This is a genomic window from Pseudomonas sp. G7(2022) (assembly GCF_052660475.1).
Genome location: NZ_CP109659.1, coordinates 467,127 through 491,716, shown reverse-complemented (window position 1 = coordinate 491,716; position 24,590 = coordinate 467,127). Strand labels below are relative to the sequence as shown.

Below are 24,590 nucleotides of genomic sequence, written 5' to 3'. Positions count from 1 at the left end.
TGCTGGAGCCGGCCCTTGAAAGCCCTCGACGAACTGACCTTCGACAACCGCTTCGCCCGCCTGGGCGACGCGTTCTCGGCCCATGTGCTGCCCGAACCGATCGACAACCCGCGACTGGTCGTCGCCAGTCCTGCGGCGTTGGCGCTGCTGGATCTGGAACCGGCGACGGCCGACACCCAGGAATTCGCTGAACTGTTCGGCGGCCACAAGTTGTGGGCCGATGCCGAGCCGCGGGCGATGGTCTATTCCGGACATCAGTTCGGCGGCTACACCCCGCAACTGGGCGATGGTCGCGGGTTGTTGCTGGGCGAGGTCTATAACGAGGCCGGCGAGCACTGGGACTTGCACCTGAAGGGCGCCGGACAGACACCGTTCTCGCGCATGGGTGATGGCCGCGCGGTGCTGCGTTCGTCGATTCGCGAGTTTCTCGCATCCGAAGCGCTGTATGCGCTGAACATCCCGTCTTCACGCGCCGCGTGCGTGATCGGCTCCGACACCCCGGTGTGGCGCGAAAAACAGGAACGTGCCGCGATGGTGCTGCGCCTGGCGCCGAGCCACGTTCGCTTCGGGCATTTCGAATATTTCTATTACACCAAGCGTCCCGAGCAGCAGAAGCTGCTCGGCGAGCATGTGCTGGCGATGCACTTCCCAGGGTGCCTGGAGCAGCCGGAGCCGTATCTGGCGATGTTCCGCGAAATCGTCGAGCGCAACGCCGAACTGATCGCCAAGTGGCAGGCCTACGGTTTCTGCCACGGGGTGATGAACACCGACAACATGTCGATCCTCGGCATCACCTTCGACTTCGGCCCGTTCGCCTTCCTCGATGACTTCGACGCGAACTTCATCTGCAACCACTCCGACGATCAGGGCCGCTACTCGTTCAGCAATCAGGTGCCGGTCGGTCAGTGGAACCTCAGCGCCCTGGCCCAGGCCCTGACGCCGTTCATCAGCGTCGAAGCCCTGCGCGAAACCCTCGGTCTGTATCTGCCGCTGTTCCAGGCCCATTACCTCGACCTGATGCGCCGCCGCTTCGGCTTCACCACGGCAGAGGACGAGGACCAGCAATTGCTGGAGCAACTGCTGCAATTGATGCAGAACAGCGGCGTCGACTACACCTTGTTCTTCCGTCGCCTGGGCGAAGAGTCAGCCGGACAGGCCGTCGCCCAGTTGCGCGATGACTTCGTCGATATCAAGGGTTTCGATGCCTGGGGCGAGCGTTATGTCGCCCGTGTCGCGCGCGATGGCGCGACCGATCAGGAACAACGCCGGGCGCGGATGCATGCGGTGAACCCGCTGTACATCCTGCGCAATTACCTGGCGCAAAAGGCGATTGATGCTGCCGAGCAGGGTGACTATTCAGAAGTGCGCCGGTTGCACGCGGTGCTGAGCAATCCATTCGAGGAACAGCCTGGAATGGAAAGCTATGCGGAACGGCCGCCGGAGTGGGGCAAGCATCTGGAGATCAGTTGCTCGTCGTAAGCGGGAACGACTGAACCTTGATAATCGATCCGTACGGCTCCAGATCAGTCGTACGATCCCGTTTTATTCATTGAGCTGATCATGACCGACCCACTCCTCATCCCCTGCCCCTCCTGCAACGGCCTCAACCGCATTCCCGCCGAACGCCTCAGCGACCACCCAAAATGCGGGCGCTGCAAGTCAGAGGTGCTGTTGAACAAGCCGTTCGAACTCAAGCAAGGCGATTACGCCAGCCAGATCAAGGGCGATCTGCCGTTACTGGTGGACGTGTGGGCGGACTGGTGCGGGCCGTGCAAGTCGTTTGCGCCGGTGTTCGAGCAGGCCGCTGGGCAATTGGCAGGCAAGTGCCGGCTGGCCAAGCTCGACAGCGAGGCCAATCAGCAGTTGTCGGCGCAATTGGGGATTCGCTCGATTCCGAGCCTGATCCTGTTCAAAAACGGCCGTGAGGTGGCGCGGCAGAGCGGCGCGTTTCCATTGCCGCAACTGATGGCGTGGTTGCGCAGCCAAGGCATCTGACACACCACCCCATGTGAGAGCTTGCTCTCACATGGGTTTATTCAGGCGTCTTCGAGCAGGTTGTGCAGCTCGACGAACTGTTGCGTCAGCTTGTGCCGTGGATCGAGGTGGATCAGCGGCATGCTGGCCTGATGCGATTCGCGCATGCGCACTGAACTGGCGAGGTAGACCGGCAGCACCGGCAGGCCCTCGGCGATCAGTTCGTCGAGGATCTGCTGCGGCAGGCTGGCTCGGGCCTGGAACTGGTTGACCACGATGCCTTCGACCTCAAGGCCTTCGTTGTGGTCCTCCTTCAACTCGTCGATCTCGGCGATCAGACCGTACAGGGCCTGACGCGAGAAGCTGTCGCAGTCAAAGGGAATCAGTACCCGATCAGCAGCAATCAGCGCCGAAACCGCATAAAAGTTCAGCGCCGGCGGCGTATCCAGATAGATCCGGTCGTAATCTTCCGACAGCTCGTCGAGCAGCTTCCGCAGCTTGTTGATCTTGTGTTTGGCCTCAAGCTTGGGCTGCAAGTCGGCCAGCTCCGCCGTGGCGGTGATGATGTGCAGGTTGTCGAACGGCGTTTCGTAGATATCCGCCTGATTCTTTTTCGAGAACGGCCCGGAAGACAGGGTCTGCTTGAAGAAGTCGGCAATGCCCATCGGAATGTCATTACCGGTGAGCCCGGTCAGGTACTGAGTGGAGTTGGCCTGGGCATCGAGGTCCACCAACAGCGTGCGATAGCCCTCGCTGGCGCTGACCGCCGCCAGATTGCAGGCGATGCTGGATTTGCCCACGCCACCTTTCTGATTGAACACCACGCGCCGCATGACAAAACCTCCGTGTATCAAAGAATGACCGAGTGTAGTGTCGCCCAGCCCCGCTTCGCTACCTTCATGGACGCGGACTACAGAGTCAGACGCCAATATCTCAATGAACACGGCGCAAAGACTGCAACGGACTGCTGATCCGCCTGACAGAAAAAACCGGCGTGTTCTGGATAATGGCCAAGTGACATTTTTTACAATGTACCCTTCGGTCCATTTCAGCGCGCAAAATGTAACCAGCATTTGCTACACACTCGTCACACCGGGATAATGCGCACCACTCGGGGCCAAGCGCCACGCCACTTCCGGCAGGGTCAGCGCAACTGCGACGCTGGCAAAACAGCGTCACTTTAGCCCGCAGGGGCGGGATGAATGTCCGTGATCAACTTCAACATCGCCCAATGGCGCGCGTGGGCTCCCGGGCTCGACAGCGTGGACGCCTGGCAGGCCTGGAGCCGACAACCGGTCGTGCTCCCGAGCAGCGATGCCGCGCCCGATGTGTCGTTTCTTGCGGCCATGCAGCGACGCCGTCTCAGTCGCCTGGCGCGCATGGCCTTCAGTGTTGGCTGGCCGTTGGCCGAGGGGCGGGAAAACCTGCCGCTGGTGTTCATTTCACGCCACGGTGAAACCCCGCGTACGTTCGATATTCTCAGTGATCTGGCCAGCGAGCAGCCGCTGTCACCGACTCAGTTCAGCCTCTCCGTACACAACGCGATCATCGGTCTGTGGTCGATCATGCGCGGAGAAACCAGCGAGATGACGGCCCTTGCCGCCGCCGGCGACGGCCTCGAACACGGCATGCTGGAGGCCGCCGCGCTGTTGGACGAAGGCGCCCCGGCCGTACTGCTGGTGATCACCGAAGAACAACCTCCCGCGGCCTATTCGGCCTGGATCGATGACGTGCCGTTCCCATACGCGGTCGGCTTGCTGCTGACCCCCGGTACCGACTGGCGGCTGACCCTGAACAGCGCCCCGCCGGCACTGTCCAAAGCGCAATGGCCCCATGCATTGAGCCTGTTGCTAACCCTGCTCGGCCAGCAACCCCTTTGCCAACATGCCTGGAAAAATCGTGTATGGACCTGGCAACGCAACCCGTGACCGAAAAGCACCGCGACGCCTATTACTGGCGCTTGCTGGCCACCGCCCTCAGCTTTGCCCTGTTCGGGGTCGGTGGGCTGTGCCTGCGTTTGCTGGTGTTTCCGCTGCTGGGCTGCCTGCCCGGCAACGCGAAAGCCCATCGGGAGCGGGCACGACAGACCGTCAGTCGGCTGTTCTGGTTTTTCGTCCGGTTCATGGCCCGTACCGGTGTGCTGACCTATGACATCCAGGGCGCCGAACGCCTTGGCCGCCCGGGGCAGATGATCATCGCCAACCACCCGTCGCTCATCGATGTGGTGTTTCTGATCGGTCTGGTACGCCACGCCAATTGCGTGGTGAAGAAAAGCCTGTGGGAAAACCCTTTCACCCGCGGCCCGCTGCGCAGTACCGAATACATCAGCAACGACGGCAGCATGGACATGCTCGATGCCGCCGCCGACGCACTTCGAGACGGCCAGACCCTGATCATTTTTCCCGAAGGCACCCGCACCCAGCCCGGACAGGCACCGGCCTTTCATCGGGGCGCGGCGGCCATTGCACTGCGGGGTGCGAAAATCCTCACACCGGTCATCATCAAGGTCAGTCCGACCACTCTGACCAAAGCTGAACCCTGGTACCGCATCCCCAGGCGCCGTGTTCATTTCAGTTTTCGCGTCGGGGCCGATATAGACCCACAGACGTTTGTCGCGCAGGGCCCCGCACCACAGGCCTCGCGCAAGCTCAACGACTTTCTGCACCATTTTTTTATCAAGGAGCTCGCCGAAGATGAGCGATCTGCACCGTGAGATAAAACTGCTGATCATCGACGCCCTGGGCCTCGAAGACATCAGCGTCGACGACATCGGCGACAATCAGACGCTGTTTGGCGAGGGCCTGGGCCTGGATTCCGTCGACGCACTGGAACTCGGCCTGGCGATCCAGAAAAAGTACGGCATCAAGATCGACGCCGACGCCAAGGACACCCGCAACCATTTCACCAACGTGGCGAGCCTCGCGGCGTTCGTCACGGCAAAACAGGCAGCTTGAGACCGGACCATGCAAACTCGTGACGACATTTTCAACACCCTGCGCGATGCCCTGGTCGAGCTGTTCGAACTGGACCCGGCTCGCGTGAGCCTGGAATCGAACCTGTATCAGGACCTGGAAATCGACAGCATCGACGCCGTCGACCTGATCGACCACATCAAACGCCAGACCGGCAAGAAAATCGCCGCCGAGGAATTCAAGTCGGTGCGTACCGTCAGTGACGTGGTCGAGGCGGTCTACCGTCTGGTTCAACCGGCCGCATGAGCCGACTGATCGGCCTCGGCCTGCTGCTGGCGGGCCTGCTTTATCCCTTTGCGGTGTATTTCGGCATGGAGCACTTTGCGCCGTGGCAGTTCGGTCTGCTGCTGGGCAGCCTGTGGCTGGCCCGCGCGCTGACCGGCGAGCGCAAGCCCGGCAGCCTGTGGATGGCCTGCGTGGCCATCGTGTTCTGCCTGCTGCTGGCGCTGTTCGACAGCCCGCTGTTGCTGCGCTGGTATCCGGTGCTGATCAGCGGTTTCATGCTGGTGCTGTTCAGTCTGAGCCTGAAATACGGGCCGCCGATGGTTGAACGCCTGGCGCGGATTCGCGAGCCGCAGTTGCCGCCCGAAGCGATCCGCTACACCCGCCAGGTCACCGTGGCCTGGAGCGTGTTTTTCTTCTGCAACGGTCTGTGCGCCGCGCTGCTGACCCTTTGGGCGCCGCTGCACTGGTGGATGTTGTACACCGGCCTGATCTCCTACGGATTGATCGGCCTGATGTTTGCCATTGAATGGCTGGTACGACAACGGGTAAGAGGTCGCCCATGAACTGGATAAGACTTGAGCAACTGTTGCTCAAGGATCTGCCGGGACGCGCAGTCACTGTCGCGCCGGCACTCGATCACGGACATCTGCGCGAGCAGGCCCTGCGCCTGGCCGCCGGCCTGCAGGCCAAAGGCGTGCAACGCCTGGCCGTGCACCTGGAAGATGCCGCGGAACTGGCGATCGCCCTGCTGGGTGCCTGGCGAGCGGGCGCCAGCGTGTTGCTGCCTTCGGATCTGCAGGCCCAGACCCGCCAGCGCTGGTCGAGCGAAGTCGACCTGTGGCTGACCGATCACGCAGACGACGCGAACCTGAGCGACTTGCAGCACACCGCACTGACGGGCGCCGAACTGGATCTCGACCAGTGCCGCCTGAGTCTGTGCACCTCCGGCTCCAGCGGTGAACCCAAGCGCATCGACAAATCCCTGCGGCAACTGGCCAACGAAGTCCAAGCCCTGGAGCAACTGTGGGGAGCGGATCTCGGCGAGGCCTGCATCATCGGCAGCGTTGCCACTCAACACATTTACGGCCTGTTGTTCCGTGTGTTGTGGCCGCTGTGCGCCGGGCGCCCGTTCCTGCGCAAACAACTGGCCTTTCCCGAAGACCTGCAGCGCGCCAGCCGCGAACACCCGGCATTCGCCTGGGTCGCCAGCCCTGCACTGCTCAAGCGCATGGGCGACAACCTCGACTGGCCGGCCCTGAGCGCCGTGCGCCGGGTGTTTTCCTCCGGTGGCGCGCTGCCGGCAGATGCTGCGCAGAGTCTGCACCAGCGCTTGCAGCAGTGGCCGACGGAGATCCTCGGCAGCTCGGAGACCGGCGGCATCGCCTGGCGTCAGGGCCAACAGCTATGGCAGCCGTTTGCCGGTGTCGAGCTGAGCCAGGACGGCGACGGCGCACTGCTGATCGCGTCACCGTACCTGCCCGCCGGACACGTCGAACACACCGCCGATGCGGCACGCATTGCTGCCGATGGTCGCTTCGAACTGCTCGGGCGACTCGACCGGATCGTCAAACTCGAAGAAAAACGTATTTCCCTGCCGATGCTTGAACAGGCGCTGGTGGCCCACGACTGGGTCAGCGAAGCGCGTCTGGGCGTAGTACAGGAAAACCGTGCGTCCCTCGGCGCCTTGCTGGTGCTCAGCGAATCCGGCCTGTTTGCCCTGCGCGAACATGGCCGGCGCAGCCTCACCGAAACCCTGCGCCGTCACCTCGGCGAACATTGCGAAGCCCTCGCCCTGCCCCGGCGCTGGCGCCTGTTGCGACAACTGCCGCTGAACCCTCAGGGCAAGCTGCCCCAGGCCGAGGTCGAAGCCTTGCTGCTGGCGCCGCGTCCGAAGGCTCCGGAGGTTCTGGAACAGACCGAAACCGAGGGCGAGTGGAGCCTGCAACTGAGCGTGCCGCCAGACCTCGCTTACTTCAGCGGCCACTTCCCCAAGGCCCCGGTACTGCCCGGCGTGGTGCAGGTCGAGTGGGCGCTGAACCTGGGTCGGAAACTGCTGAACCTGTCCGGTGCATTCGCCGGGATGGAAGTGCTGAAGTTCCAGCAACTGGTGCGCCCAGGCGATGAAATCCAGTTGCACCTGCGCTTCGACCCCGAACGCGGCAAGCTGTATTTCGCCTACCGCAACGACACCGCGACCTGCTCCAGCGGGCGGATTCTGCTGGGGACTGTCAATGCATAATCCTTGCGCAGTCATCCCGGTCTACAACCACGAAACCGCGATCTCCGCGGTGGTCGACGCCCTGCTCGCCCAAGGCTTGCCGTGCATTCTGGTGGACGACGCCAGCAGCAAATCCTGCGCAGCCGTGCTGGATGTGCTGGCCGAACGCGAGCGGGTGTATCTGGTGCGCCTCACCACCAATCAGGGCAAGGGCGGCGCGGTGATGACCGGCCTGCGTGAAGCAGCGCGACTGGGCTTCAGCCACGCCTTGCAGGTCGATGCCGACGGTCAGCACGACTTGCAGGACGTCAGCCGTTTCGTCGAAGAATCCCGCGCCCATCCGCGAGCGCTGATCTGCGGTTATCCACTGTACGACGCCAGCGTGCCCAAGGGTCGCCTGTACGCCCGCTACCTGACTCACGTGATGGTGTGGATCAACACCCTGTCGCTGCAGATCCGCGACTCGATGTGCGGTTTCCGGGTGTATCCGCTGGAGCCGACCCTGGCGCTGATCGACTCGGCCCGGATCGGCAAGCGCATGGATTTCGACTCGGACATCCTCGTGCGCCTGTCCTGGCGCAACCAGCCGATGCGTTGGCTGCAAACCGGCGTGCATTACCCGCTGGACGGCGTGTCGCACTTTCGGATGATCCACGACAACGTGCTGATTTCGAGCATGCACACGCGCCTGTTCTTCGGCATGTTGCTGCGCTCGCCCGCCATCCTCTGGCGACGGTGGCGCGCATGACCGTCGAAACCGACAAGAAGCACTGGGCCGACCGCGAAGAACGCGGCAGCTTTGTGCTGATGAAATTCACCGCGTTCGCCGCCAGGGTTCTTGGCCGACGCCTGCTGAGCCCGCTGTTGTACGGCATCGTCCTGTACTTTTTCCTGTTCGGCCGCACGGCCCGGCGCAGTGCCTGGCAGTATCAGCAGCGCCTGGCCGACTGGAGCGGTCGCGGCGAATTGCGCCCAAGCCTGTGGCGCGTGTTCGGCCAGTTCATGGCGTTCGCCGATTCACTGCTCGACAAGCTCGACGTGTGGAACCGCAAGTTGCGCATCGAACAGATCGAAATCATCGACCCCGCGCTGCTGCGCAATCAGTTGCGTGGCAGTCGCGGGCAAATGCTGGTGGGCGCGCATCTGGGCAACCTCGAAGTGTGCCGGGCGCTGGCGGAGATCGGCGAAAAGGTCACCATGAATGTGTTGGTGCACACCAAGCACGCCGAACAATTCAATCGGCTGCTGGGTGAAGCCGGGGCGACCAATCTGCGGCTGATCCAGGTCAGCGAGCTGGACCCGGTGATCATGCTGCAACTGCACGAACGCCTGGAGCGCGGCGAATGGCTGGCGATTGCCGGCGACCGGGTGCCGCTGCACGGCGGGCGCAGCGTGACCGTGGACTTCCTCGGCCATCCGGCGCGGTTCCCGCAAGGCCCGTGGCTGCTGGCCGGCCTGCTGAAATGCCCGGTCAATCTGCTGATGTGCCTCAAGCAACCTGACGGACACTATCGCCTGACCCTCGAGCCGTTCACCGATGCCGTGACGTGGACGCGCCGCGATCGCGAACAGGTCATTCATCAGTGGGCGAGTCGCTACGCCGAACGCCTGAGTCACTATTGTCTTGAAGCACCGAAGCAATGGTTCAACTTTTACCCTTTCTGGAAGACCGATGACGACGCCAACCCATGAGCCGGTAACCTTCGGCGAACGCCCTTTGCGCATCGAAGACGTGCTGGCCCTGGCCAATCGTCAGGCGCCCGTGCAGTTGCAGAGCGACGCCGACTACCGTGAGCGCATCGCCAAAGGTGCGCGGTTCCTCGACTCGCTGCTGGACAAGGAAGGCGTGATTTACGGCGTGACCACCGGTTACGGCGACTCCTGCGTGGTTGCGGTGCCGCTGCATCACGTCGAAGCATTGCCACAGCATCTCTACACGTTCCATGGCTGCGGGCTGGGCAAACTGCTCGACGCCCAGGCTACCCGCGCGGTGCTGGCGGCGCGTTTGCAGTCGCTGTGCCACGGCGTGTCCGGGGTGCGCATCGAACTGCTGGAGCGCCTGCATGCGTTTCTTGAACACGACATCCTGCCGCTGATCCCCGAAGAGGGTTCGGTGGGCGCCAGCGGCGATCTGACGCCGCTGTCCTACGTCGCCGCGACCCTGTCCGGCGAGCGTGAAGTGATGTTCCAAGGTCAGCGCCGCCAGTCCGCCGATGTGCATCGTGAACTGGGCTGGACCCCGCTGGTGCTGCGCCCGAAAGAAGCGCTGGCACTGATGAACGGCACCGCCGTGATGACCGGCCTCGCTTGCCTGGCTTACGCCCGCGCCGATTACCTGCTGCAACTGGCCACCCGCATCACCGCGTTGAACGTGGTGGCGCTGCAAGGCAATCCGGAGCACTTCGACGAGCGCCTGTTCGCCGCCAAACCGCATCCGGGTCAGATGCAGGTGGCCGCGTGGCTGCGCAAGGATCTGGCGATCGACGCGCCGACCGCGCCGCTGCACCGGTTGCAGGATCGTTATTCCCTGCGCTGCGCACCGCATGTGCTTGGCGTATTGGCCGACAGCCTGAGCTGGCTGCGCTCGTTCATCGAGACCGAACTCAACAGCGCCAACGACAATCCGATCATCGACGCCGAAGCCGAGCGCGTGCTGCACGGCGGGCACTTCTATGGCGGGCATATCGCGTTCGCCATGGACAGCCTGAAAAACCTCGTGGCCAACGTCGCCGACCTGCTCGACCGACAACTCGCGCTGCTGGTGGACGAGCGTTACAACCACGGTTTGCCGAGCAACCTGTCCGGCGCCAGCGCTGATCGGGCGATGCTCAACCACGGTTTCAAGGCTGTGCAGATCGGTGCCAGCGCCTGGACCGCCGAAGCGTTGAAAAACACCATGCCCGCCAGCGTGTTCTCGCGCTCTACCGAGTGCCACAACCAGGACAAGGTAAGCATGGGCACCATCGCCGCCCGCGACGCCATTCGTGTGCTGGAGCTGACCGAACAGGTCGCCGCCGCCACCTTGCTCGCGGCCAATCAGGGCGTGTGGCTGCGCAGCCGTGATGAGGACGCGCGAGCGCTGCCATCGTCCCTGGCCGCCATGCACGAAGAGCTGGCCCAAGACTTCCCGCCAGTGATCGAAGACCGCGCTCTGGAAGGCGAACTGCGCCTGTGCCTGCAACGCATCGCCGAACAACACTGGAGGCTGCATGCGTAGCGCCGGAGTGCTTCACGCCGATACGGAAATCCTCGTGCCGTTCTTTGACGTCGACACCATGCACGTCGTCTGGCACGGCCATTACGTGAAATACCTGGAAGTGGCGCGCTGCGCGTTGCTCGACAAGATCGGCCACAACTACAACCAGATGGTCGACTCGGGCTACGCCTGGCCGGTGATCGACCTGCAATTGCGCTACGTGCGCGGCGCGGTGTTCGGTCAGCGGCTGAACGTGCGCGCCAGTCTGGTGGAATGGGAAAACCGCCTGAAGATTCACTACCTGATCACCGACGCCCGGACCGGCGAACGCCTGACCCGCGCCAGCTCCGTACAGGTCGCCGTCGAGGTGAGCAGCCGCGAGATGCAACTGGCCTCGCCGAAAGTCTTCACCGATGCCGTGGAAAGGATGCTGCGATGAATGTGTTCGTGAAATCCCTTGGGGTCCTGGCGCTGCTGACGCTGTCGTCGCTGGCCAACGCCTTCGACCTGCAACAGTTGGGCGATCAACTGGCGAAGCCGGACGTGATCCACGGCCAGTTCATCCAGGAAAAGCACCTGCGCGCCCTGCCCCAGCCGCTGATCAGCAAGGGCAGCTTCGTGCTGGCGAAAAACCACGGCCTGCTCTGGCTGCTGAAAACCCCGTTGCAGCAGGATTACCGCATCAGCGCCAAAGGCATCGCCCGTCGTGACGTAAACGGTTGGCAACTGTTGCCCGACAAGAGTGCCGGCGCCGAGCAGAACCGCTTGTTCCTCGCCGTGCTGCAAGGCGACAGCAGCGGTCTGCAACGGGATTTCGAACTGGCCCTGAGCGGTGATGCGCAGCAATGGCATCTGACACTGACCCCGCGCTCGGTGCTGCTCAAGCAGGTTTTCAATCAGATCAACATCACCGGCGGCACGCTGGTGAATACCATCGAACTGCTGGAAACCCAAGGCGACAGCACCGTGCTGCGCATGCAGGACAGCACCGCCGACCAACCGTTGAGCGACGCGGAGCAACATGACTTTGCCGAGTGAACGCAGGCTGCCCTGGCTGTTCCTGATTCTGCTGCTGGCGGTTGTCGCATTGGGCGCCTGGCAGTGGCGCGACGGCGCACCACTGTCGGCCAACCTGATGGAGCTGGTGCCCGGCACCCACCCGGACGCCGTCGAGCAGCGGGCCGAACAACGCATGCAGGATCCGCTCAACCGGGAAATGCTGGTGCTGGTCGGTCACACCGATCGCCAGCAAGCCGTTGCCATGGCCCAGACCCTGGGCGAGCAGTGGCAGGCCAGTGGACTGTTCGAAAAGGTCCAGTGGAATCTGCAAGCCGATTTGCCCGCGCTGCGCACGCAGTTGCTGCAAGGGCGGCTGGCGATGCTCTCGGCGGATGATCGGCAACTGCTGATCGAACACCCGGACGCCTTTATCCAGCAACGGGTGCAGGCGCTGTTCGATCCGTTCACCGGTTTCAGTCTGGTACCGAGTCAGGACGACTGGCTGGGCCTGACCGGACGCATCCAGAACAGCCAGCCACAACATGGCGCGGTGCAACTGGACATCGGCAGCGGTGCATTGATCGCCGATGCCGACGGCAAGAGCTGGGTGCTGCTGCGCGCACGCACCACCGGCAACGCCTTCGACATGAGCCTGCCGCTGCAAGTCGCCACGCTGCTGCAACACAGCCGCGAACAAGCAGCGAAATCCGACGTGCAACTGCTGGCCGCCAGCGGCCTGCTGTACGCCGCCAACGGTCAGCAGCAGGCGACCCGGGAAATGACCTGGGTCGGCGGCGGCGCCACGGTCGGCATTCTGCTGCTGTTGCTGCTCGCCTTCCGCCGCTGGCGGGTGCTGCTGGCGTTCATTCCGGTGCTGGTCGGCATGCTGTTCGGTGCAGTGGCCTGCGTGGCGCTGTTCGGGCACATGCACGTGATGACATTGGTGCTCGGCTCCAGCCTGATCGGCGTAGCCGTGGATTACCCGCTGCACTACCTGTCCAAGAGCTGGAGCCTCAAGCCATGGCGCAGTTGGCCGGCGCTGCGCCTGACAGTGTCAGGCCTGACCCTGAGCCTGATCACCAGCGCCATCGGCTATCTGGCGCTGGCCTGGACACCGTTCCCGGCCCTGACCCAGATCGCCGTGTTTTCCGCCGCTGGGCTGCTGGGTGCCTACCTGTCGGCGGTGTGCCTGCTGCCGGCGCTGCTGAGCGGCGTCGAGCTGCGCCCGGCGCAGTGGCCGCTGAGGCTGGCCGAACGCATGGTCAACCTTCGGGAAACCCTGCTGGAGCACGTGCGCACGCCGATTCTGTTCGCCCTGTTGATCGCCTTCTGCGCCGGCGGTCTGGTGCAACTGCAAAGCAAGAACGACATCCGCCAGTGGGTCGGCGCGCCGCAGCACCTGACCGATGAGGCGCAGGCCATCGCCCGCATCACCGGTTATCAACCGACCAGCCAGTTCTTCCTGGTGCGCGCAGAAAACCAGGAGCAACTGCTGGAACGTCAGGCAGCGCTGAGTGAGCGACTGGAGCAACTGGTCAACCTCGACAAGTTGCAGGGTTTTCTGGCGCTCAACCAATTGGTCAGTCCGCCCAGCCAGCAGCAACAGGTGCGCGAAGCCCTGAACAAGTTGCCGCAGTTCTGGCAGCCGCTGCTTGAAGTCGGCGTACCGCTGGCAGCCCTGCAAACCGAACTGACGCAATTGCAATCCCTGCCCGCCGAAGACATCGATGCCGCACTCGTCGGCCCTCTCGGCGAGCCTTACCGCACCTTGTGGCTCGGCCCGACCGAGGGCGGTGTGGCGGCGATGGTCAGCCTGCAAGGCCTGAACAACCCGGCACTGCTGCGGGTGCAGGCACTGGACTTGCCCGGCGTGGAGCTGGTGGATCGACTCGGTGACCTGAACCGGGTATTTGCCGAAACCCAGATCAGCGCCGCCGAACTGAAACTCGCCTCCTGCGTGCTGATCGTGCTGGTGCTGATCCTGCCGTTCGGCCTTGGCGGCGCGTTGCGCATCGTTTCCCTACCGCTGCTCGCGGCGCTCTGCAGTCTGGCCAGCCTCGGCTGGCTCGGTCAGCCGCTGACGCTGTTCAGTCTGTTCGGCCTGCTGCTGGTGACCGCGATCAGCGTCGATTACGCGATCCTCATGCGCGAACAGGTCGGCGGCGCGGCGGTCAGTCTGCTCGGTACTTTGCTGGCGGCGCTGACGACCTGGCTGTCGTTCGGCCTGCTGGCAGTGTCAAGTACGCCGGCGGTGAGCAATTTCGGGTTGTCGGTAAGCCTCGGGCTGGCCTTCAGTTTCATGCTGGCACCCTGGGCCGGGCGTCATGCTCATGCGGCGACAGTCGCGGAGCCGGCAGCATGATGGTCGTGGTCTTCTGGCTGATGGCGCTGGCGTTGTTCGCCGTGGCCACCCGCGTCGGCCGGCATTTCGGGTTGATTCCGATTGTCAGCCAGTTGCTGCTGGCCAGCTTCGTGCTGCCGCTGTTGATGTATTTCTGGATCGAACCGGGCTGGCAGCTCAGCGGCGCCGACCTGATTGCGCCGGCCTGGCTGAAGAATCTCTACAGCCTGAGTTTTGCGCTGTTGCTGGGGCACATTCTCAGCGACGTGATCGACCTGCGCCTGGATCGCCAGAGCGTGAAAATCGCCGTGCCGAGTTTCGCCGTGCCGTTCGCCTGCGGACTCGCAACGACGTACTGGCTGCTGCCAGCGCAACCATGGATCACCTCGTTGGCGATCGGTCTGGTGTTCGCCATCACCGCGATCCCGGTGTTGTACCTGTACCTGCGCCACATCGACTACCCGCCCGCCGCCACCCGGCGTCTGGTGCAGACCGCGATCCTGATCGACCTGACCTGCTGGACCCTGTTCGGCCTCGCCCAGGGCAGCCTGCACCTGAGCAGTCTGTTGCTGCCGCTGGGGCTGGCCTGTGTGCCATTGCTGCTACGGGTGTTCGGCATCCTCCGGCCGCTGACTTACAGCCTGGTTTTTTTTGCGCTGTTGGTGCTGGCCGAGCACTACAAGCTCAATGCACTGATTTTCGGCATCGGCTACCTGCTGTGCATGGCCGCACTGAAGGTGCCGTTGGTGTTGCCGCTGCCGGCACGCTGGATGAACCGTTTGCAGACGTCGATTGCGATCCCGCTGATCCTGACGTTCGGCATTGTGCAGATCGATGTGCACAGCGTCCTCGCCAGCCTCGGCGTTGTGCAATGGACAGCACTGCTGCTGTTGCCGATCGCCAGCAAACTGCTCGGCAACTGGCTGGGTCTTGGCTGGGCCGGCGCATCGTTCGAAGGCGCCAGTCGCTGGCGCGAAAGCGTGCTGCTGAACATTCGCGGCTTGAGCGAAATCGTTTTTCTCAACCTGCTGTTGCAACAACAGATCATCAGCCCGGCGCTGTACTTTGCGCTGATGCTGATGGGGCTGATCGCGACGCTGTTGCCGGCCTTCATCGGCCTGCACCGCAGGTCACTGAACCCTATTGCCGTACCCGGGAGCTCCCGTGCCAATCGTTGAAATGGAATCCCGTCAGGTCGTGATCATCGGCGCCGGCCCGTCGGGCGCCATCGCCGCCGCGTTGCTCAAGCGCAAGGGGCACGACGTGCTGGTCATCGAGCGCCAGCATTTTCCGCGGTTTTCCATTGGCGAAAGCCTGCTCAGTCATTGCCTGGATTTCGTCGAAGAAGCGGGAATGCTCGACGCCGTGAACGCCGCTGGGTTCCAGCGCAAGACCGGCGCGGCATTTGCCTGGGGCGAGCACTACAGCGCGTTCGATTTCGGCGATACATTCACCGGCGGCAAACCGACCACCTTCCAGGTACAACGCGCCGACTTCGACAAACTGCTGGCCGATCAGGCAGCGTTGCAAGGCGTGGAAATCCGTTATGGCGACGCCATTGTCAGCGTCGACTTCGAGCGTCCGCGTCCGCAACTCGATGTGCGTCGCGAAGACGGCAGCGAGTACCGTGTCGAGGCTGATTTCGTGCTCGATGCCAGCGGCTACGGCCGGGTGCTGTCTCGCTTGCTCGATCTGGAAGCACCGTCGAATTTCCCGGTGCGCCAGGCTGTGTTCACCCATGTCGAAGATCACATCGACCACCCGGCCTTCGACCGCGAGAAAATCCTCGTCACCACCCACCCGCAGCATCGCGACATCTGGTTCTGGACAATCCCGTTCAGCAACGGTCGCTGCTCGGTGGGCGTTGTCGCTGCCGCTGAACATTTCAACGGTCGCGACGCCGATCTCGATGCCTGCCTGCGCGGTTTCATCGCTGAAACCCCGAGTCTGGCCAAAGTGCTGAACAACGCCGTGTGGGACACCCCGGCGCGTACCCTTGGCGGTTATGCAGCCAACGTCAAAACCCTGCACGGCCCAGGTTTCGCGCTGCTGGGCAACGCGGCGGAGTTTCTCGATCCGGTGTTTTCTTCCGGCGTGACCATCGCCATGCGCTCGGCGAGTATGGCCGCCGGCGTGCTGCATCGGCAGTTGCAGGGCGAAACCGTGGATTGGCAAAGCGAGTTCGCCGAACCGCTCAAGCGCGGCGTCGATACCTTCCGCTGCTATGTCGAGGGCTGGTACGCCGGCACCTTCCAGGACGTGATTTTCCACGAGCAAGGCTCGGCGCAAATCCGTCGCATGATCTGCTCGATCCTCGCCGGTTACGCCTGGGACGAACGCAACCCGTTCGTCAGCGAAGCGCGTCGCCGGCTGAAGATGATCTCCGAACTCTGTGCAAAGGACGCCCCATGAATTACTTGAGCGACAGCTACGTCGAGGAAACCCGTTTCGGCTTCTGGTTCCTGCGCAGCCACACCTGGCAGCACCATGTGTTGCGCGTGGCGATCAACGACTTGCGCGGGTTGTTCAGCGAATCGCTGCCGGCCAGTCCGGTGCTGCTGGATGCGGGATGCGGTCAGGGCAAGTCGTTCGGCCACCTGCGCCAGACCTTCGCACCACAGCGTTTGATCGGCGTCGATGCCGACCCGCACAGCCTGGAATTGAGCGCCGCCGAAGCAGCGCGCCAGGGGTTTGCCGTCGAGCTGATCGGCAGCGACTGCGCGACACTCAATGTCCCGGATGCGAGCGTCGACCTGCTGTTCTGTCACCAGACCTTTCATCACCTCGTGGAACAGGAAAAAGCCCTGGCCGAGTTCTATCGGGTGCTCAAACCCGGAGGTTATCTGCTGTTCGCCGAGTCCACCGAGGCATACATTGATACGTGGGTCATCCGCTGGTTGTTCCGTCATCCGATGCACGTGCAGAAGAGTGCGGCGCAATATCTGGAGATGATCCGCCAGCAGGGATTCGAGTTCGCCGAGCGGAATGTTTCCTATCCGTACCTGTGGTGGAGCCGTGCAAAGGATTTTGGCCTGCTGGAACGTTTTGGCCTGCGCAAACCGAAGCCGTTTGGCCAGCGTGAAGAAACCCTGGTCAATGTCGTGGCGCGCAAACCGCTGGAAGAGGTCGTCTGATGCTGCGTGTTCTGCTGCTCGCCTGCGTCCTGCTGCTGACCGCTTGCGCCAGCCAGGCGCCGCTGCCTGTGGATAACCCTACGCTGCCCTTGCCGCTGCAACTGCACATCGAGCGCCAGCAAGCCGGGCAGCGTCAGGACTGGTTGCTGGTGATCCAGCGCGAGGGCCCGGGCATCCGCTGGTCGATGATGGATCCGCTGGGCATCCCCCAGGCCCGTCAGCAACTGATCGACGGACGCTGGCAGGCTGACGGCCTGCTGCCGCCGAATCCGGAGGCCCGGGAGTTGTTCGCCGCGCTGTTGTTCGCCCTGACACCTGCCGGCGAGCTGTCGCGCAATTACCCCGCGGCGCAACAGCACGACGGGCAACGTTCCCTGCCGGCACGCTGGAACATCCGATATTCACAACCGTCGAGCTTCGAATTGAATCTGCCACAAGGCCCGCACTATCGCGTGTCTCCCTTAGGTGAATCGACGCCATGACCGCCTACCTCAACGCCCTCGGCGTGATCTGTGCCCTGGGCCGTGACAAGCAGCAAATCGCACACCACCTGTTCGCCGGCAATTGCTCGGGCATACGCCACGAGGCTGGCTGGGTGCCGGAGCGCGAGCTGCCGGTGGCCGCCGTGCGCGGTGATCTGGCGCTCATTCCGCCGCAGATGGCCGCGCATAAAAGCCGCAACAATCAGCTGCTGCTGGAAGCCGCGTTGCAGATTCGCGACGACATCGACGCCGCCATTCAGGCCTACGGCCCGGAGCGTATCGGTGTGGTGCTCGGCACCAGCACTTCGGGCATCGACGAGGCCAGCCGGGGTCTGGCGCATTACATTCGCGACCAGCAGTTCCCGGCCGATTACGACTATCGGCAACAGGAACTCGGCGCCCCGGCGACCTTCCTCGCCGACTGGCTGCAACTGAGCGGCCCGGCCTACGTGATTTCCACCGCATGCACCTCCAGCGCCCGGGCCTTGATGAGTGCACGACGCCTGCTGGATCTGGGGCTGTGCGATGCGGTGCTGTGCGGTGGTGTCGACAGTCTTTGCAAACTGACCCTCAACGGCTTCTCGTCGCTGGAAGCGGTATCCGACCAGCGTTGCAATCCGTTCTCCGCCAACCGCAACGGCATCAACATCGGCGAGGCGGCGGTGCTGTTCGTGATGAGCAGACAGCGCGGCGAGGGCCCGGCCATTGCCCTGCTGGGCGCCGGCGCCAGTTCCGACGCGCACCACATTTCCGCGCCGGAACCGTCGGGTCGTGGCGCGTTGCAAGCCATGCAACAGGCGCTGGATCGCGCACAACTGCAAGCCGCGCAAATCAGTTACCTGAACCTGCACGGCACCGCCACCCAACACAACGACGCCATGGAAAGCCTGGCCGTTGCCACCCTGTTCCCGCAGGGCGTGGCCTGTTCCTCGACCAAACCCATGACCGGCCACACCCTCGGGGCTGCCGGAGCGCTGGAGGCCGCGTTCTGCTGGCTGAGCCTGAGTGCCGACAACCCCGACCGCGCCTTGCCGCCCCACGTCTGGGACGGCCAGGCCGACCCCGACCTGCCAGCGCTGAAGTGGGTGACCGCGAGCGAGCGCCTGGCGTCCATTGCACCCCGCTACCTGATGAGCAATTCGTTTGCCTTCGGTGGCAATAACGTCAGCCTGATTATCGGAGATGCACCATGAATGACTGGCCGCTCGCCGAATTGCTGCCCCACGCTGGCGACATGATTCTGATCGACCGGATCCTCGGCTTCGACGACGAGCAGATCCACACCACCCTCACGGTCAAGCCCGATGGCCCGTTCAACCTGCCCGACGGCAGCCTGCCGGCATGGGTCGGCGTCGAATTGATGGCGCAGAGCGTCGCTGCATTTGCTGGCTGCCATGCACGGCAGAAAGGCAATACGGTGGAGCTGGGCTTTCTGCTTGGCACCCGCAAGTTCGAATGCAATGTCGAGGCATTCCCCGTCGGCTGTGAACTGACCGTCCATGGCATCCGCTCGCTGGAAGACGACAACGGCATGGGCGTGTTCGAATGCCATATCACTGCGCCCGGCATCGAAGCCAGCGCCCGGCTGAACGTGTTCCGCCCGCCGCAGGCCGACCAATATCTTCAACAATCCAGGGAGTCGAACGATGACTGAATCCGTACTGGTCACCGGCTCCAGCCGTGGCATCGGCCGCGCCATCGCACTGCGTCTGGCCAGGGCCGGCCACGATATCGTCGTGCATTGCCGCAGTGGCTTGAGCGACGCACAAGCCGTGCAGGCCGAAATCGAAGCCTTGGGCCGCCATGCGCGCATCCTGCAATTCGACGTGGCTGAGCGCGAAACCTGCAAAGCCATCCTCGAAGCCGACGTCGAAACTCACGGCGCCTATTACGGCGTGGTGCTGAACGCCGGTCTGACCCGCGACGGCGCGTTTCCGGCCCTGAGCGATGACGACTGGGACGTGGTATTGCGTACCAACCTCGACGGCTTCTACAACGTCCTGCACCCGGTGATGATGCCGATGATCCGCCGCCGCGCCGCCGGTCGCATCGTTTGCATCACCTCGGTCTCCGGGTTGATCGGCAACCGTGGCCAGGTCAACTACAGCGCTTCGAAGGCCGGCGTGATCGGCGCCGCAAAAGCGTTGGCGATCGAACTGGCCAAGCGCAAAATTACAGTCAACTGTGTCGCGCCGGGCCTGATCGACACGGCCATGCTCGACGAAAACGTGCCAGTGGAAGAACTGATGAAAATGATCCCGGCACAACGCATGGGCACCCCTGAAGAGGTGGCCGGTGCGGTGAATTTCCTGATGTCGGCGGAAGCGTCATACATCACCCGCCAGGTCCTGGCGGTCAACGGAGGCTTGTGCTGATGAAGCGCGTTGTCGTCACCGGCATGGCCGGCATTACCTCGCTGGGCAGCGACTGGGACACCATCGCCGGCAATTTTGCGGCCAACCGCAGTGGCATCCGCCGGATGGACGAGTGGGATCGTTTCAGCGAACTCAACACCCGACTGGCCGGGCCGATCGATGATTTTCTGGTGCCGGCGCACTGGACCCGCAAGCAACTGCGCAGCATGGGTCGGGTTTCGCGGCTGGCCGTCGGCGCTGCCGAAAAGGCACTGGCCGATGCCGGCCTGCTGGGCGACGAATCGATCAAGGACGGGCGCATGGGCGTGGCCTGCGGCTCGTCCACCGGCAGCACCGACGAGATCAAGGCGTTCGGCAACATGCTGCTGAACTCGGTGGCCGAAGGCCTGAACGCCAACTCCTATGTGCGGATGATGCCGCACACCACCGCGGCGAACATCAGTATCTTCTTCGGCCTCACCGGCCGCCTGATCCCGACCTCCAGCGCCTGTACCAGCGGCAGCCAGGGCATCGGTTACGCCTACGAGGCGATCAAGTTCGGACGCCTGCCGCTGATGCTCGCCGGTGGTGCCGAAGAGCTGTGTCCGACTGAGGCCATGGTGTTCGACGCGCTGTATGCCACCAGCCTGAAAAACGATGCGCCGCAAACCTCGCCACGCCCGTACGACAAGGGCCGCGATGGTCTGGTGATCGGTGAAGGCGGCGGCATGCTGGTGCTCGAAGAGCTCGAACACGCCCTCGCGCGCGGTGCGCACATTCACGCCGAAATCGTCGGTTTCGGCAGCAATGCCGACGGCCAGCACACGACCCGGCCGGAACAGATCACCATGCGCCGCGCCATGGAGCTGGCGCTGGAAGACGCCAGTCTGGAACCCGACGCCATCGGTTACGTGAACGGTCACGGCACCGCCACCGAACAGGGCGATATCGCCGAAACCCTGGCCACCAGCAGTCTGTTCGGCGAACACATGCCGATCAGCTCGCAGAAAAGCTTCCTCGGTCACACCCTGGGTGCCTGCGGTGCGCTGGAGTCATGGTTCAGCATCGAAATGCTCAACCGTGACTTGTACGTACACACGCTCAACCTCGACGAGGTCGATCCGCACTGCGGCAAGCTCGACTACCTGCGCGGCGAATTCCGCCAGATGCACCACGACTACGTGATGAACAACAACTTCGCGTTTGGCGGGGTCAACACCTCGCTGATCTTCCGCCGCTGGACGCCACCGAATTAATCCAGGTCAAGGAGACCTCCATGCGTTTGAACAAACTCGCTGCCGCCCTGCTCATCTGCGCGCTGCCAGCCGTCAGCCAGGCCCGTGACACGGCGGTGTACCTGCCGTTCGACAAGGCGGTCGCAGAAGCAACCCGTACCGGCAAGATCGACGGCAGCGTGAAGTTCTATCTGGCAGGGAACGCCCCGGCCGGCAAAGTCAGCGTCGTCAGCCCTGGCGCGGTGACCAACAAGAAGACCAACGCCTTCAACAAGTCCGACCAGGAAGCCTGCGAGTGGGTCGTGCAATCGGCCATCATCAGCCTGCACCAGGCGGCGAAAAACGCCGGCGCCAACGCCGTGACCAACATCGTCAGCTTCTACAAGAGCAACGAGCGCAAGGATGCGAAGAACTATGAGTGCCACGCGGGCGCGATCATGGCCGGCGTTGCCTTGAAGGGTGATCTGGCGACGGTTCAGTAACTGTCGGAAACGACAAAGGGCGCCTTTCGGCGCCCTTCGTCGTTCAGCTCATGTGCTGGCGTGCAACTTCAGCCCCAGCGCTTTCATGACTTTCAGGATCGTTCCAAACTCGGGTTTTACCTCGCCTGACAGTGCGCGGTGGCGTCTACACTCGTCATACCCATGATTTGCTGCGCGTTACGTCAAGGAGATGACCATGCAAGCAAAAGCCCTGATCGCCGCCGCCCTTTTCAGCCTGCTCCCCAGTGCCAGCCACGCCACCAATCTGATGTACATGCCGTTCGAAACCGTGCTGTCGGATGCGATTCGTGCCGGGCGGCTGGATGGCAGTGTGAAGTTTTATCTGATCGGCAACGGGCCCCAGGGCACACAGCAGTTGTTGAAGCGCGGGGTGGTCAGCGACTTGAAGACCAACGGCTTCAACAAGAGCGATCACGACTCCTGCGAGTGGGTCTTGCAGTCGAACCTGATTGCGCTGCAGGCCGAGGCCAAGCGCGTCGGGGCCAATGCGGTGACCAACATCGTCAGCTATTACGACCAGCATGTGCGCAAGGATCTGAACACATACGAATGTCGGGCCGGGGTGTTTGTGACGCGGGTGGCGTTGAAGGGCGATCTGGTGCGGCTGCCCTGATCAACCGGTTTCGACCTTGCGCGTGAGCAGCTCGACAAAGGCCTTGGCCATCGGCGATTTCTGATCCTTGCGCTGCACCAGCCACACCGCCGTCACCGCCTCGGGATCGAGCAGCGGTCGGTAGACCACGCCGTCAATGCGCATCCGCTGATACGAGGCCGGCATGACCGAGACGCCCAGGCCCGCCGCCACCAGGCCGATGATCGTCATCGCCTCCCCCGCTTCTTGGGCGAAGTGCGGACTGAACCCGGCGTCACGGGCCAGGCTGATCAATTGCGAGTACAGACCGCTGCCATAGCTGCGTGGGAAGAACACGAACGGCTCCAGAGCCAACGCCGAGAGAAACAGACCTTCCTCACTGCCTTGGGCCAGAGGATGCTTGGAACTGAGCACCGCCACCAGAGGCTCGCGCGTCAACTCGACCACGCTCAGCGAATCAGGCAAACCCAGCGGGCGCATGATGCCGACCTCGATCGACTCGTCCACCAGTGCGTCGGCCACCATGGTGCTGCTCATCTCCCGCAGGTTCAGGTGCACGGCCGGGAAACGCTGGCGAAAGGAAAAGATCGCCTGGGGAATGGTCGAGTTGAACGGTGCCGACGAGGTGAAGCCGATCTTCAGTTCACCCAGCTCGCCGAGTTGCGCACGGCGGGCCACGTCGGCCGCTTTATCGACCTGGGCCAGCACCAGCCGCGCTTCCTCCAGAAACAGTCGCCCGGCTTCGCTCAGTTCAACCCGACGATTGGTACGCTCGAAAAGCCGTGCGCCGACTTCCTGTTCCAGCGCCTGAATCTGCTGGCTCAGCGGTGGCTGGGAGATGCCCAGCACCTGTGCGGCGCGGCCGAAGTGCAGTTCTTCGGCGACGGCGATGAAGTAGCGCAAGTGACGCAATTCCATGGACACCCCATTAAGTCGTTAAAGCTATCAAACAGGTCGAACAATATATTGGATAGAAACATTAGCCAGCTATATGATTTTTTCATTGCCTGCCTGCCCGCGCCCTCCGAGGTCTGATGTGAAAACCGCCGTCGCTCCACTGGCCCATGAAGTCCCGCCCGCTGCGGCGGACGATGTGCTGACCGAACTGCAAGAGATCTACATCGAGAAAGGCACGCCCGCGTTCATGCGCACGGTACTCGCGCTGTTCAGCGGCGGCTTCGCGACGTTCGCCCTGCTGTACTGCGTGCAGCCGATGATGCCGCTGCTGTCTCACGAATATTCGATCAACGCGGCGCAGAGCAGCCTGATCCTGTCGGTGGCCACCGGCATGCTGGCGTTCGGTCTGCTGATCACTGGTCCGATTTCCGATCGGGTCGGGCGTAAACCGGTGATGGTCGCCGCGCTGTTTGCTGCAGCCCTGTGCACCATCGCCAGTTCGATGATGCCGAGCTGGCACGGCGTATTGATCATGCGTGCGCTGATCGGGTTGTCGCTCAGCGGTCTGGCGGCGGTGGCGATGACGTACCTGAGCGAGGAAATCCATCCGCAACACATCGGTCTGGCGATGGGCCTGTATATCGGCGGCAACGCGATTGGCGGGATGAGCGGGCGGTTGATCACCGGCGTACTGATCGACTTCGTCAGCTGGCACACGGCGATGCTGGTGATCGGCGGTCTGGCGCTGATCGCGGCGGCGGTGTTCTGGAAAATCCTGCCGGAGTCGCGCAACTTCCGCTCCCGCTCGCTGCATCCACGCAGCCTGCTCGATGGTTTCACCATGCACTTTCGTGATGCCGGCCTGCCGCTGCTGTTCCTTGAGGCGTTCGTGCTGATGGGCGCGTTCGTCACGCTGTTCAACTACATCGGATATCGCCTGCTCGCCGAGCCGTACCACATGGATCAAGTGTTTGTGGGGCTGTTGTCGGTGGTCTACCTGTCGGGTATCTACAGCTCGGCCAAAATCGGTTCGCTGGCCGACAAACTGGGTCGCCGCAAAGTGCTGTGGGCCACCATCGCCCTGATGTTCGCCGGCCTCGCGCTGACGATGCTCACCCCGCTGCCACTGGTGATCATCGGCATGCTGATCTTCACTTTCGGTTTCTTCGCCGCACACTCGGTGGCCAGCAGCTGGATCGGCCGTCGGGCGCTCAAGGCCAAGGGCCAGGCGTCGTCGCTGTACCTGTTCAGCTATTACGCCGGGTCGAGCATCGCCGGGACGGCGGGCGGGGTGTTCTGGCACATGGCCGGGTGGAACGGGATTGGCCTGTTTATCGGCGCGCTGCTGCTGGTGGCGCTGTTGGTGGCGTTGAAGCTGGCGAAGCTGCCGCCGCTGGGTGGCGTCAAAGCTTGATTCACGCCCACAAAAAACGCCCGGCATAAGCCGGGCGTTTTTGTTTTCTAACAT

The 24,590-nt window shown here is 63.1% G+C and carries 27 protein-coding genes and 1 pseudogene; 25 read left to right on the top strand and 3 right to left on the bottom strand.

Annotation, left to right across the window (positions count from 1 at the left end):
• Positions 1-15: 15 nt before the first annotated feature.
• Entirely contained in the window at positions 16-1,479 is a 1,464-nt protein-coding gene (selO, locus tag NE357_RS02200; RefSeq protein ID WP_169428539.1) for a protein adenylyltransferase SelO, read from the top strand.
• A gap of 81 nt (positions 1,480-1,560) precedes the next feature.
• On the top strand, positions 1,561-1,995 hold the full coding sequence (trxC, locus tag NE357_RS02195; RefSeq protein ID WP_169428538.1) for a thioredoxin TrxC: 435 nt from the start codon (positions 1,561-1,563) through the stop codon (positions 1,993-1,995).
• A gap of 41 nt (positions 1,996-2,036) precedes the next feature.
• On the opposite strand, the gene NE357_RS02190 is transcribed toward trxC, so the two are convergent.
• Positions 2,037-2,807, bottom strand: coding sequence for a ParA family protein (locus NE357_RS02190; protein ID WP_169428537.1), 771 nt, complete (start codon positions 2,805-2,807; stop codon positions 2,037-2,039).
• Between the two features lie 369 nt (positions 2,808-3,176).
• On the opposite strand from NE357_RS02190, the gene NE357_RS02185 reads away from it, so the two are divergent.
• The 21 genes from NE357_RS02185 to NE357_RS02085 are packed head-to-tail and all read left to right on the top strand — an operon-like array spanning position 3,177 to position 21,612.
• Positions 3,177-3,902 carry a beta-ketoacyl synthase chain length factor gene (locus tag NE357_RS02185; RefSeq protein ID WP_169428536.1) on the top strand — a complete coding sequence of 242 codons (726 nt, stop codon included), beginning with the start codon at positions 3,177-3,179 and terminating at the stop codon, positions 3,900-3,902.
• Positions 3,878-4,687 (top strand): lysophospholipid acyltransferase family protein, encoded by an 810-nt coding sequence (locus NE357_RS02180; protein WP_169428535.1) that lies wholly within the window; start codon positions 3,878-3,880, stop codon positions 4,685-4,687. Before NE357_RS02185 ends, NE357_RS02180 begins: the two co-directional genes overlap by 25 nt.
• The gene (locus NE357_RS02175) at positions 4,668-4,928 is read left to right on the top strand and encodes a phosphopantetheine-binding protein (RefSeq protein ID WP_169428534.1); all 261 of its coding nucleotides are present in this window, start codon (positions 4,668-4,670) and stop codon (positions 4,926-4,928) included. Before NE357_RS02180 ends, NE357_RS02175 begins: the two co-directional genes overlap by 20 nt.
• Before the next feature lie 9 nt (positions 4,929-4,937).
• Entirely contained in the window at positions 4,938-5,192 is a 255-nt protein-coding gene (locus tag NE357_RS02170; RefSeq protein WP_007947135.1) for an acyl carrier protein, read from the top strand.
• Entirely contained in the window at positions 5,189-5,734 is a 546-nt protein-coding gene (locus tag NE357_RS02165) for a COG4648 family protein (RefSeq protein ID WP_169428533.1), read from the top strand. The genes NE357_RS02170 and NE357_RS02165 overlap by 4 nt, the downstream gene beginning before the upstream one ends.
• Positions 5,731-7,410 (top strand): acyl-CoA synthetase family protein, encoded by a 1,680-nt coding sequence (locus tag NE357_RS02160; protein ID WP_169428532.1) that lies wholly within the window; start codon positions 5,731-5,733, stop codon positions 7,408-7,410. Before NE357_RS02165 ends, NE357_RS02160 begins: the two co-directional genes overlap by 4 nt.
• A complete protein-coding gene (locus NE357_RS02155) occupies positions 7,403-8,137 on the top strand; it encodes a glycosyltransferase family 2 protein (protein ID WP_169428531.1) in 735 nt (244 codons plus the stop codon). The genes NE357_RS02160 and NE357_RS02155 overlap by 8 nt, the downstream gene beginning before the upstream one ends.
• Complete coding sequence (locus NE357_RS02150; RefSeq protein WP_169428530.1) at positions 8,134-9,081, top strand: LpxL/LpxP family acyltransferase; 948 nt, start codon at positions 8,134-8,136, stop codon at positions 9,079-9,081. The genes NE357_RS02155 and NE357_RS02150 overlap by 4 nt, the downstream gene beginning before the upstream one ends.
• Positions 9,062-10,606, top strand: coding sequence for an HAL/PAL/TAL family ammonia-lyase (locus NE357_RS02145; protein ID WP_169428529.1), 1,545 nt, complete (start codon positions 9,062-9,064; stop codon positions 10,604-10,606). Before NE357_RS02150 ends, NE357_RS02145 begins: the two co-directional genes overlap by 20 nt.
• A complete protein-coding gene (locus NE357_RS02140) occupies positions 10,599-11,024 on the top strand; it encodes an acyl-CoA thioesterase (RefSeq protein ID WP_169428528.1) in 426 nt (141 codons plus the stop codon). Before NE357_RS02145 ends, NE357_RS02140 begins: the two co-directional genes overlap by 8 nt.
• Entirely contained in the window at positions 11,021-11,623 is a 603-nt protein-coding gene (locus NE357_RS02135; protein ID WP_169428527.1) for an outer membrane lipoprotein carrier protein LolA, read from the top strand. Before NE357_RS02140 ends, NE357_RS02135 begins: the two co-directional genes overlap by 4 nt.
• A complete protein-coding gene (locus NE357_RS02130; protein ID WP_169428526.1) occupies positions 11,607-13,946 on the top strand; it encodes an MMPL family transporter in 2,340 nt (779 codons plus the stop codon). Before NE357_RS02135 ends, NE357_RS02130 begins: the two co-directional genes overlap by 17 nt.
• Positions 13,943-15,103, top strand: a complete 1,161-nt coding sequence (locus NE357_RS02125; RefSeq protein WP_169428525.1) for a sodium:proton antiporter — start codon at positions 13,943-13,945, stop codon at positions 15,101-15,103. Before NE357_RS02130 ends, NE357_RS02125 begins: the two co-directional genes overlap by 4 nt.
• Positions 15,090-16,337, top strand: a complete 1,248-nt coding sequence (locus NE357_RS02120; protein WP_169428524.1) for an NAD(P)/FAD-dependent oxidoreductase — start codon at positions 15,090-15,092, stop codon at positions 16,335-16,337. The genes NE357_RS02125 and NE357_RS02120 overlap by 14 nt, the downstream gene beginning before the upstream one ends.
• Positions 16,334-17,059, top strand: a complete 726-nt coding sequence (locus tag NE357_RS02115) for a class I SAM-dependent methyltransferase (RefSeq protein WP_169428523.1) — start codon at positions 16,334-16,336, stop codon at positions 17,057-17,059. The genes NE357_RS02120 and NE357_RS02115 overlap by 4 nt, the downstream gene beginning before the upstream one ends.
• The gene (locus NE357_RS02110; protein ID WP_169428522.1) at positions 17,059-17,541 is read left to right on the top strand and encodes a hypothetical protein; all 483 of its coding nucleotides are present in this window, start codon (positions 17,059-17,061) and stop codon (positions 17,539-17,541) included. The genes NE357_RS02115 and NE357_RS02110 overlap by 1 nt, the downstream gene beginning before the upstream one ends.
• A complete protein-coding gene (locus NE357_RS02105; protein ID WP_169428521.1) occupies positions 17,538-18,734 on the top strand; it encodes a beta-ketoacyl-[acyl-carrier-protein] synthase family protein in 1,197 nt (398 codons plus the stop codon). The genes NE357_RS02110 and NE357_RS02105 overlap by 4 nt, the downstream gene beginning before the upstream one ends.
• On the top strand, positions 18,731-19,195 hold the full coding sequence (locus NE357_RS02100) for a hotdog family protein (RefSeq protein WP_169428520.1): 465 nt from the start codon (positions 18,731-18,733) through the stop codon (positions 19,193-19,195). The genes NE357_RS02105 and NE357_RS02100 overlap by 4 nt, the downstream gene beginning before the upstream one ends.
• Complete coding sequence (gene fabG / locus NE357_RS02095) at positions 19,188-19,916, top strand: 3-oxoacyl-ACP reductase FabG (RefSeq protein WP_169428519.1); 729 nt, start codon at positions 19,188-19,190, stop codon at positions 19,914-19,916. Before NE357_RS02100 ends, fabG begins: the two co-directional genes overlap by 8 nt.
• Positions 19,916-21,151, top strand: coding sequence for a beta-ketoacyl-ACP synthase (locus NE357_RS02090; protein WP_169428518.1), 1,236 nt, complete (start codon positions 19,916-19,918; stop codon positions 21,149-21,151). The genes fabG and NE357_RS02090 overlap by 1 nt, the downstream gene beginning before the upstream one ends.
• A 20-nt stretch (positions 21,152-21,171) precedes the next feature.
• Positions 21,172-21,612: an excinuclease gene (locus NE357_RS02085; RefSeq protein WP_169428517.1), complete on the top strand. Its 441-nt coding sequence runs from the start codon at positions 21,172-21,174 to the stop codon at positions 21,610-21,612.
• A 48-nt stretch (positions 21,613-21,660) separates the two neighbouring features.
• Here NE357_RS02085 and NE357_RS02080 read toward each other — a convergent pair.
• Positions 21,661-21,753: pseudogene (locus tag NE357_RS02080) on the bottom strand (helix-turn-helix domain-containing transcriptional regulator); the annotation flags it as partial.
• A gap of 55 nt (positions 21,754-21,808) precedes the next feature.
• Here NE357_RS02080 and NE357_RS02075 point away from each other — a divergent pair.
• On the top strand, positions 21,809-22,246 hold the full coding sequence (locus NE357_RS02075) for an excinuclease (protein ID WP_169428516.1): 438 nt from the start codon (positions 21,809-21,811) through the stop codon (positions 22,244-22,246).
• Here the strand turns inward: NE357_RS02075 and NE357_RS02070 are convergent, their stop codons facing one another.
• Entirely contained in the window at positions 22,247-23,143 is an 897-nt protein-coding gene (locus tag NE357_RS02070; protein WP_169428515.1) for a LysR family transcriptional regulator, read from the bottom strand.
• A gap of 118 nt (positions 23,144-23,261) precedes the next feature.
• Between NE357_RS02070 and NE357_RS02065 the strand changes: the two genes are divergently transcribed.
• On the top strand, positions 23,262-24,536 hold the full coding sequence (locus tag NE357_RS02065; protein ID WP_169428514.1) for an MFS transporter: 1,275 nt from the start codon (positions 23,262-23,264) through the stop codon (positions 24,534-24,536).
• Positions 24,537-24,590: the final 54 nt, after the last annotated feature.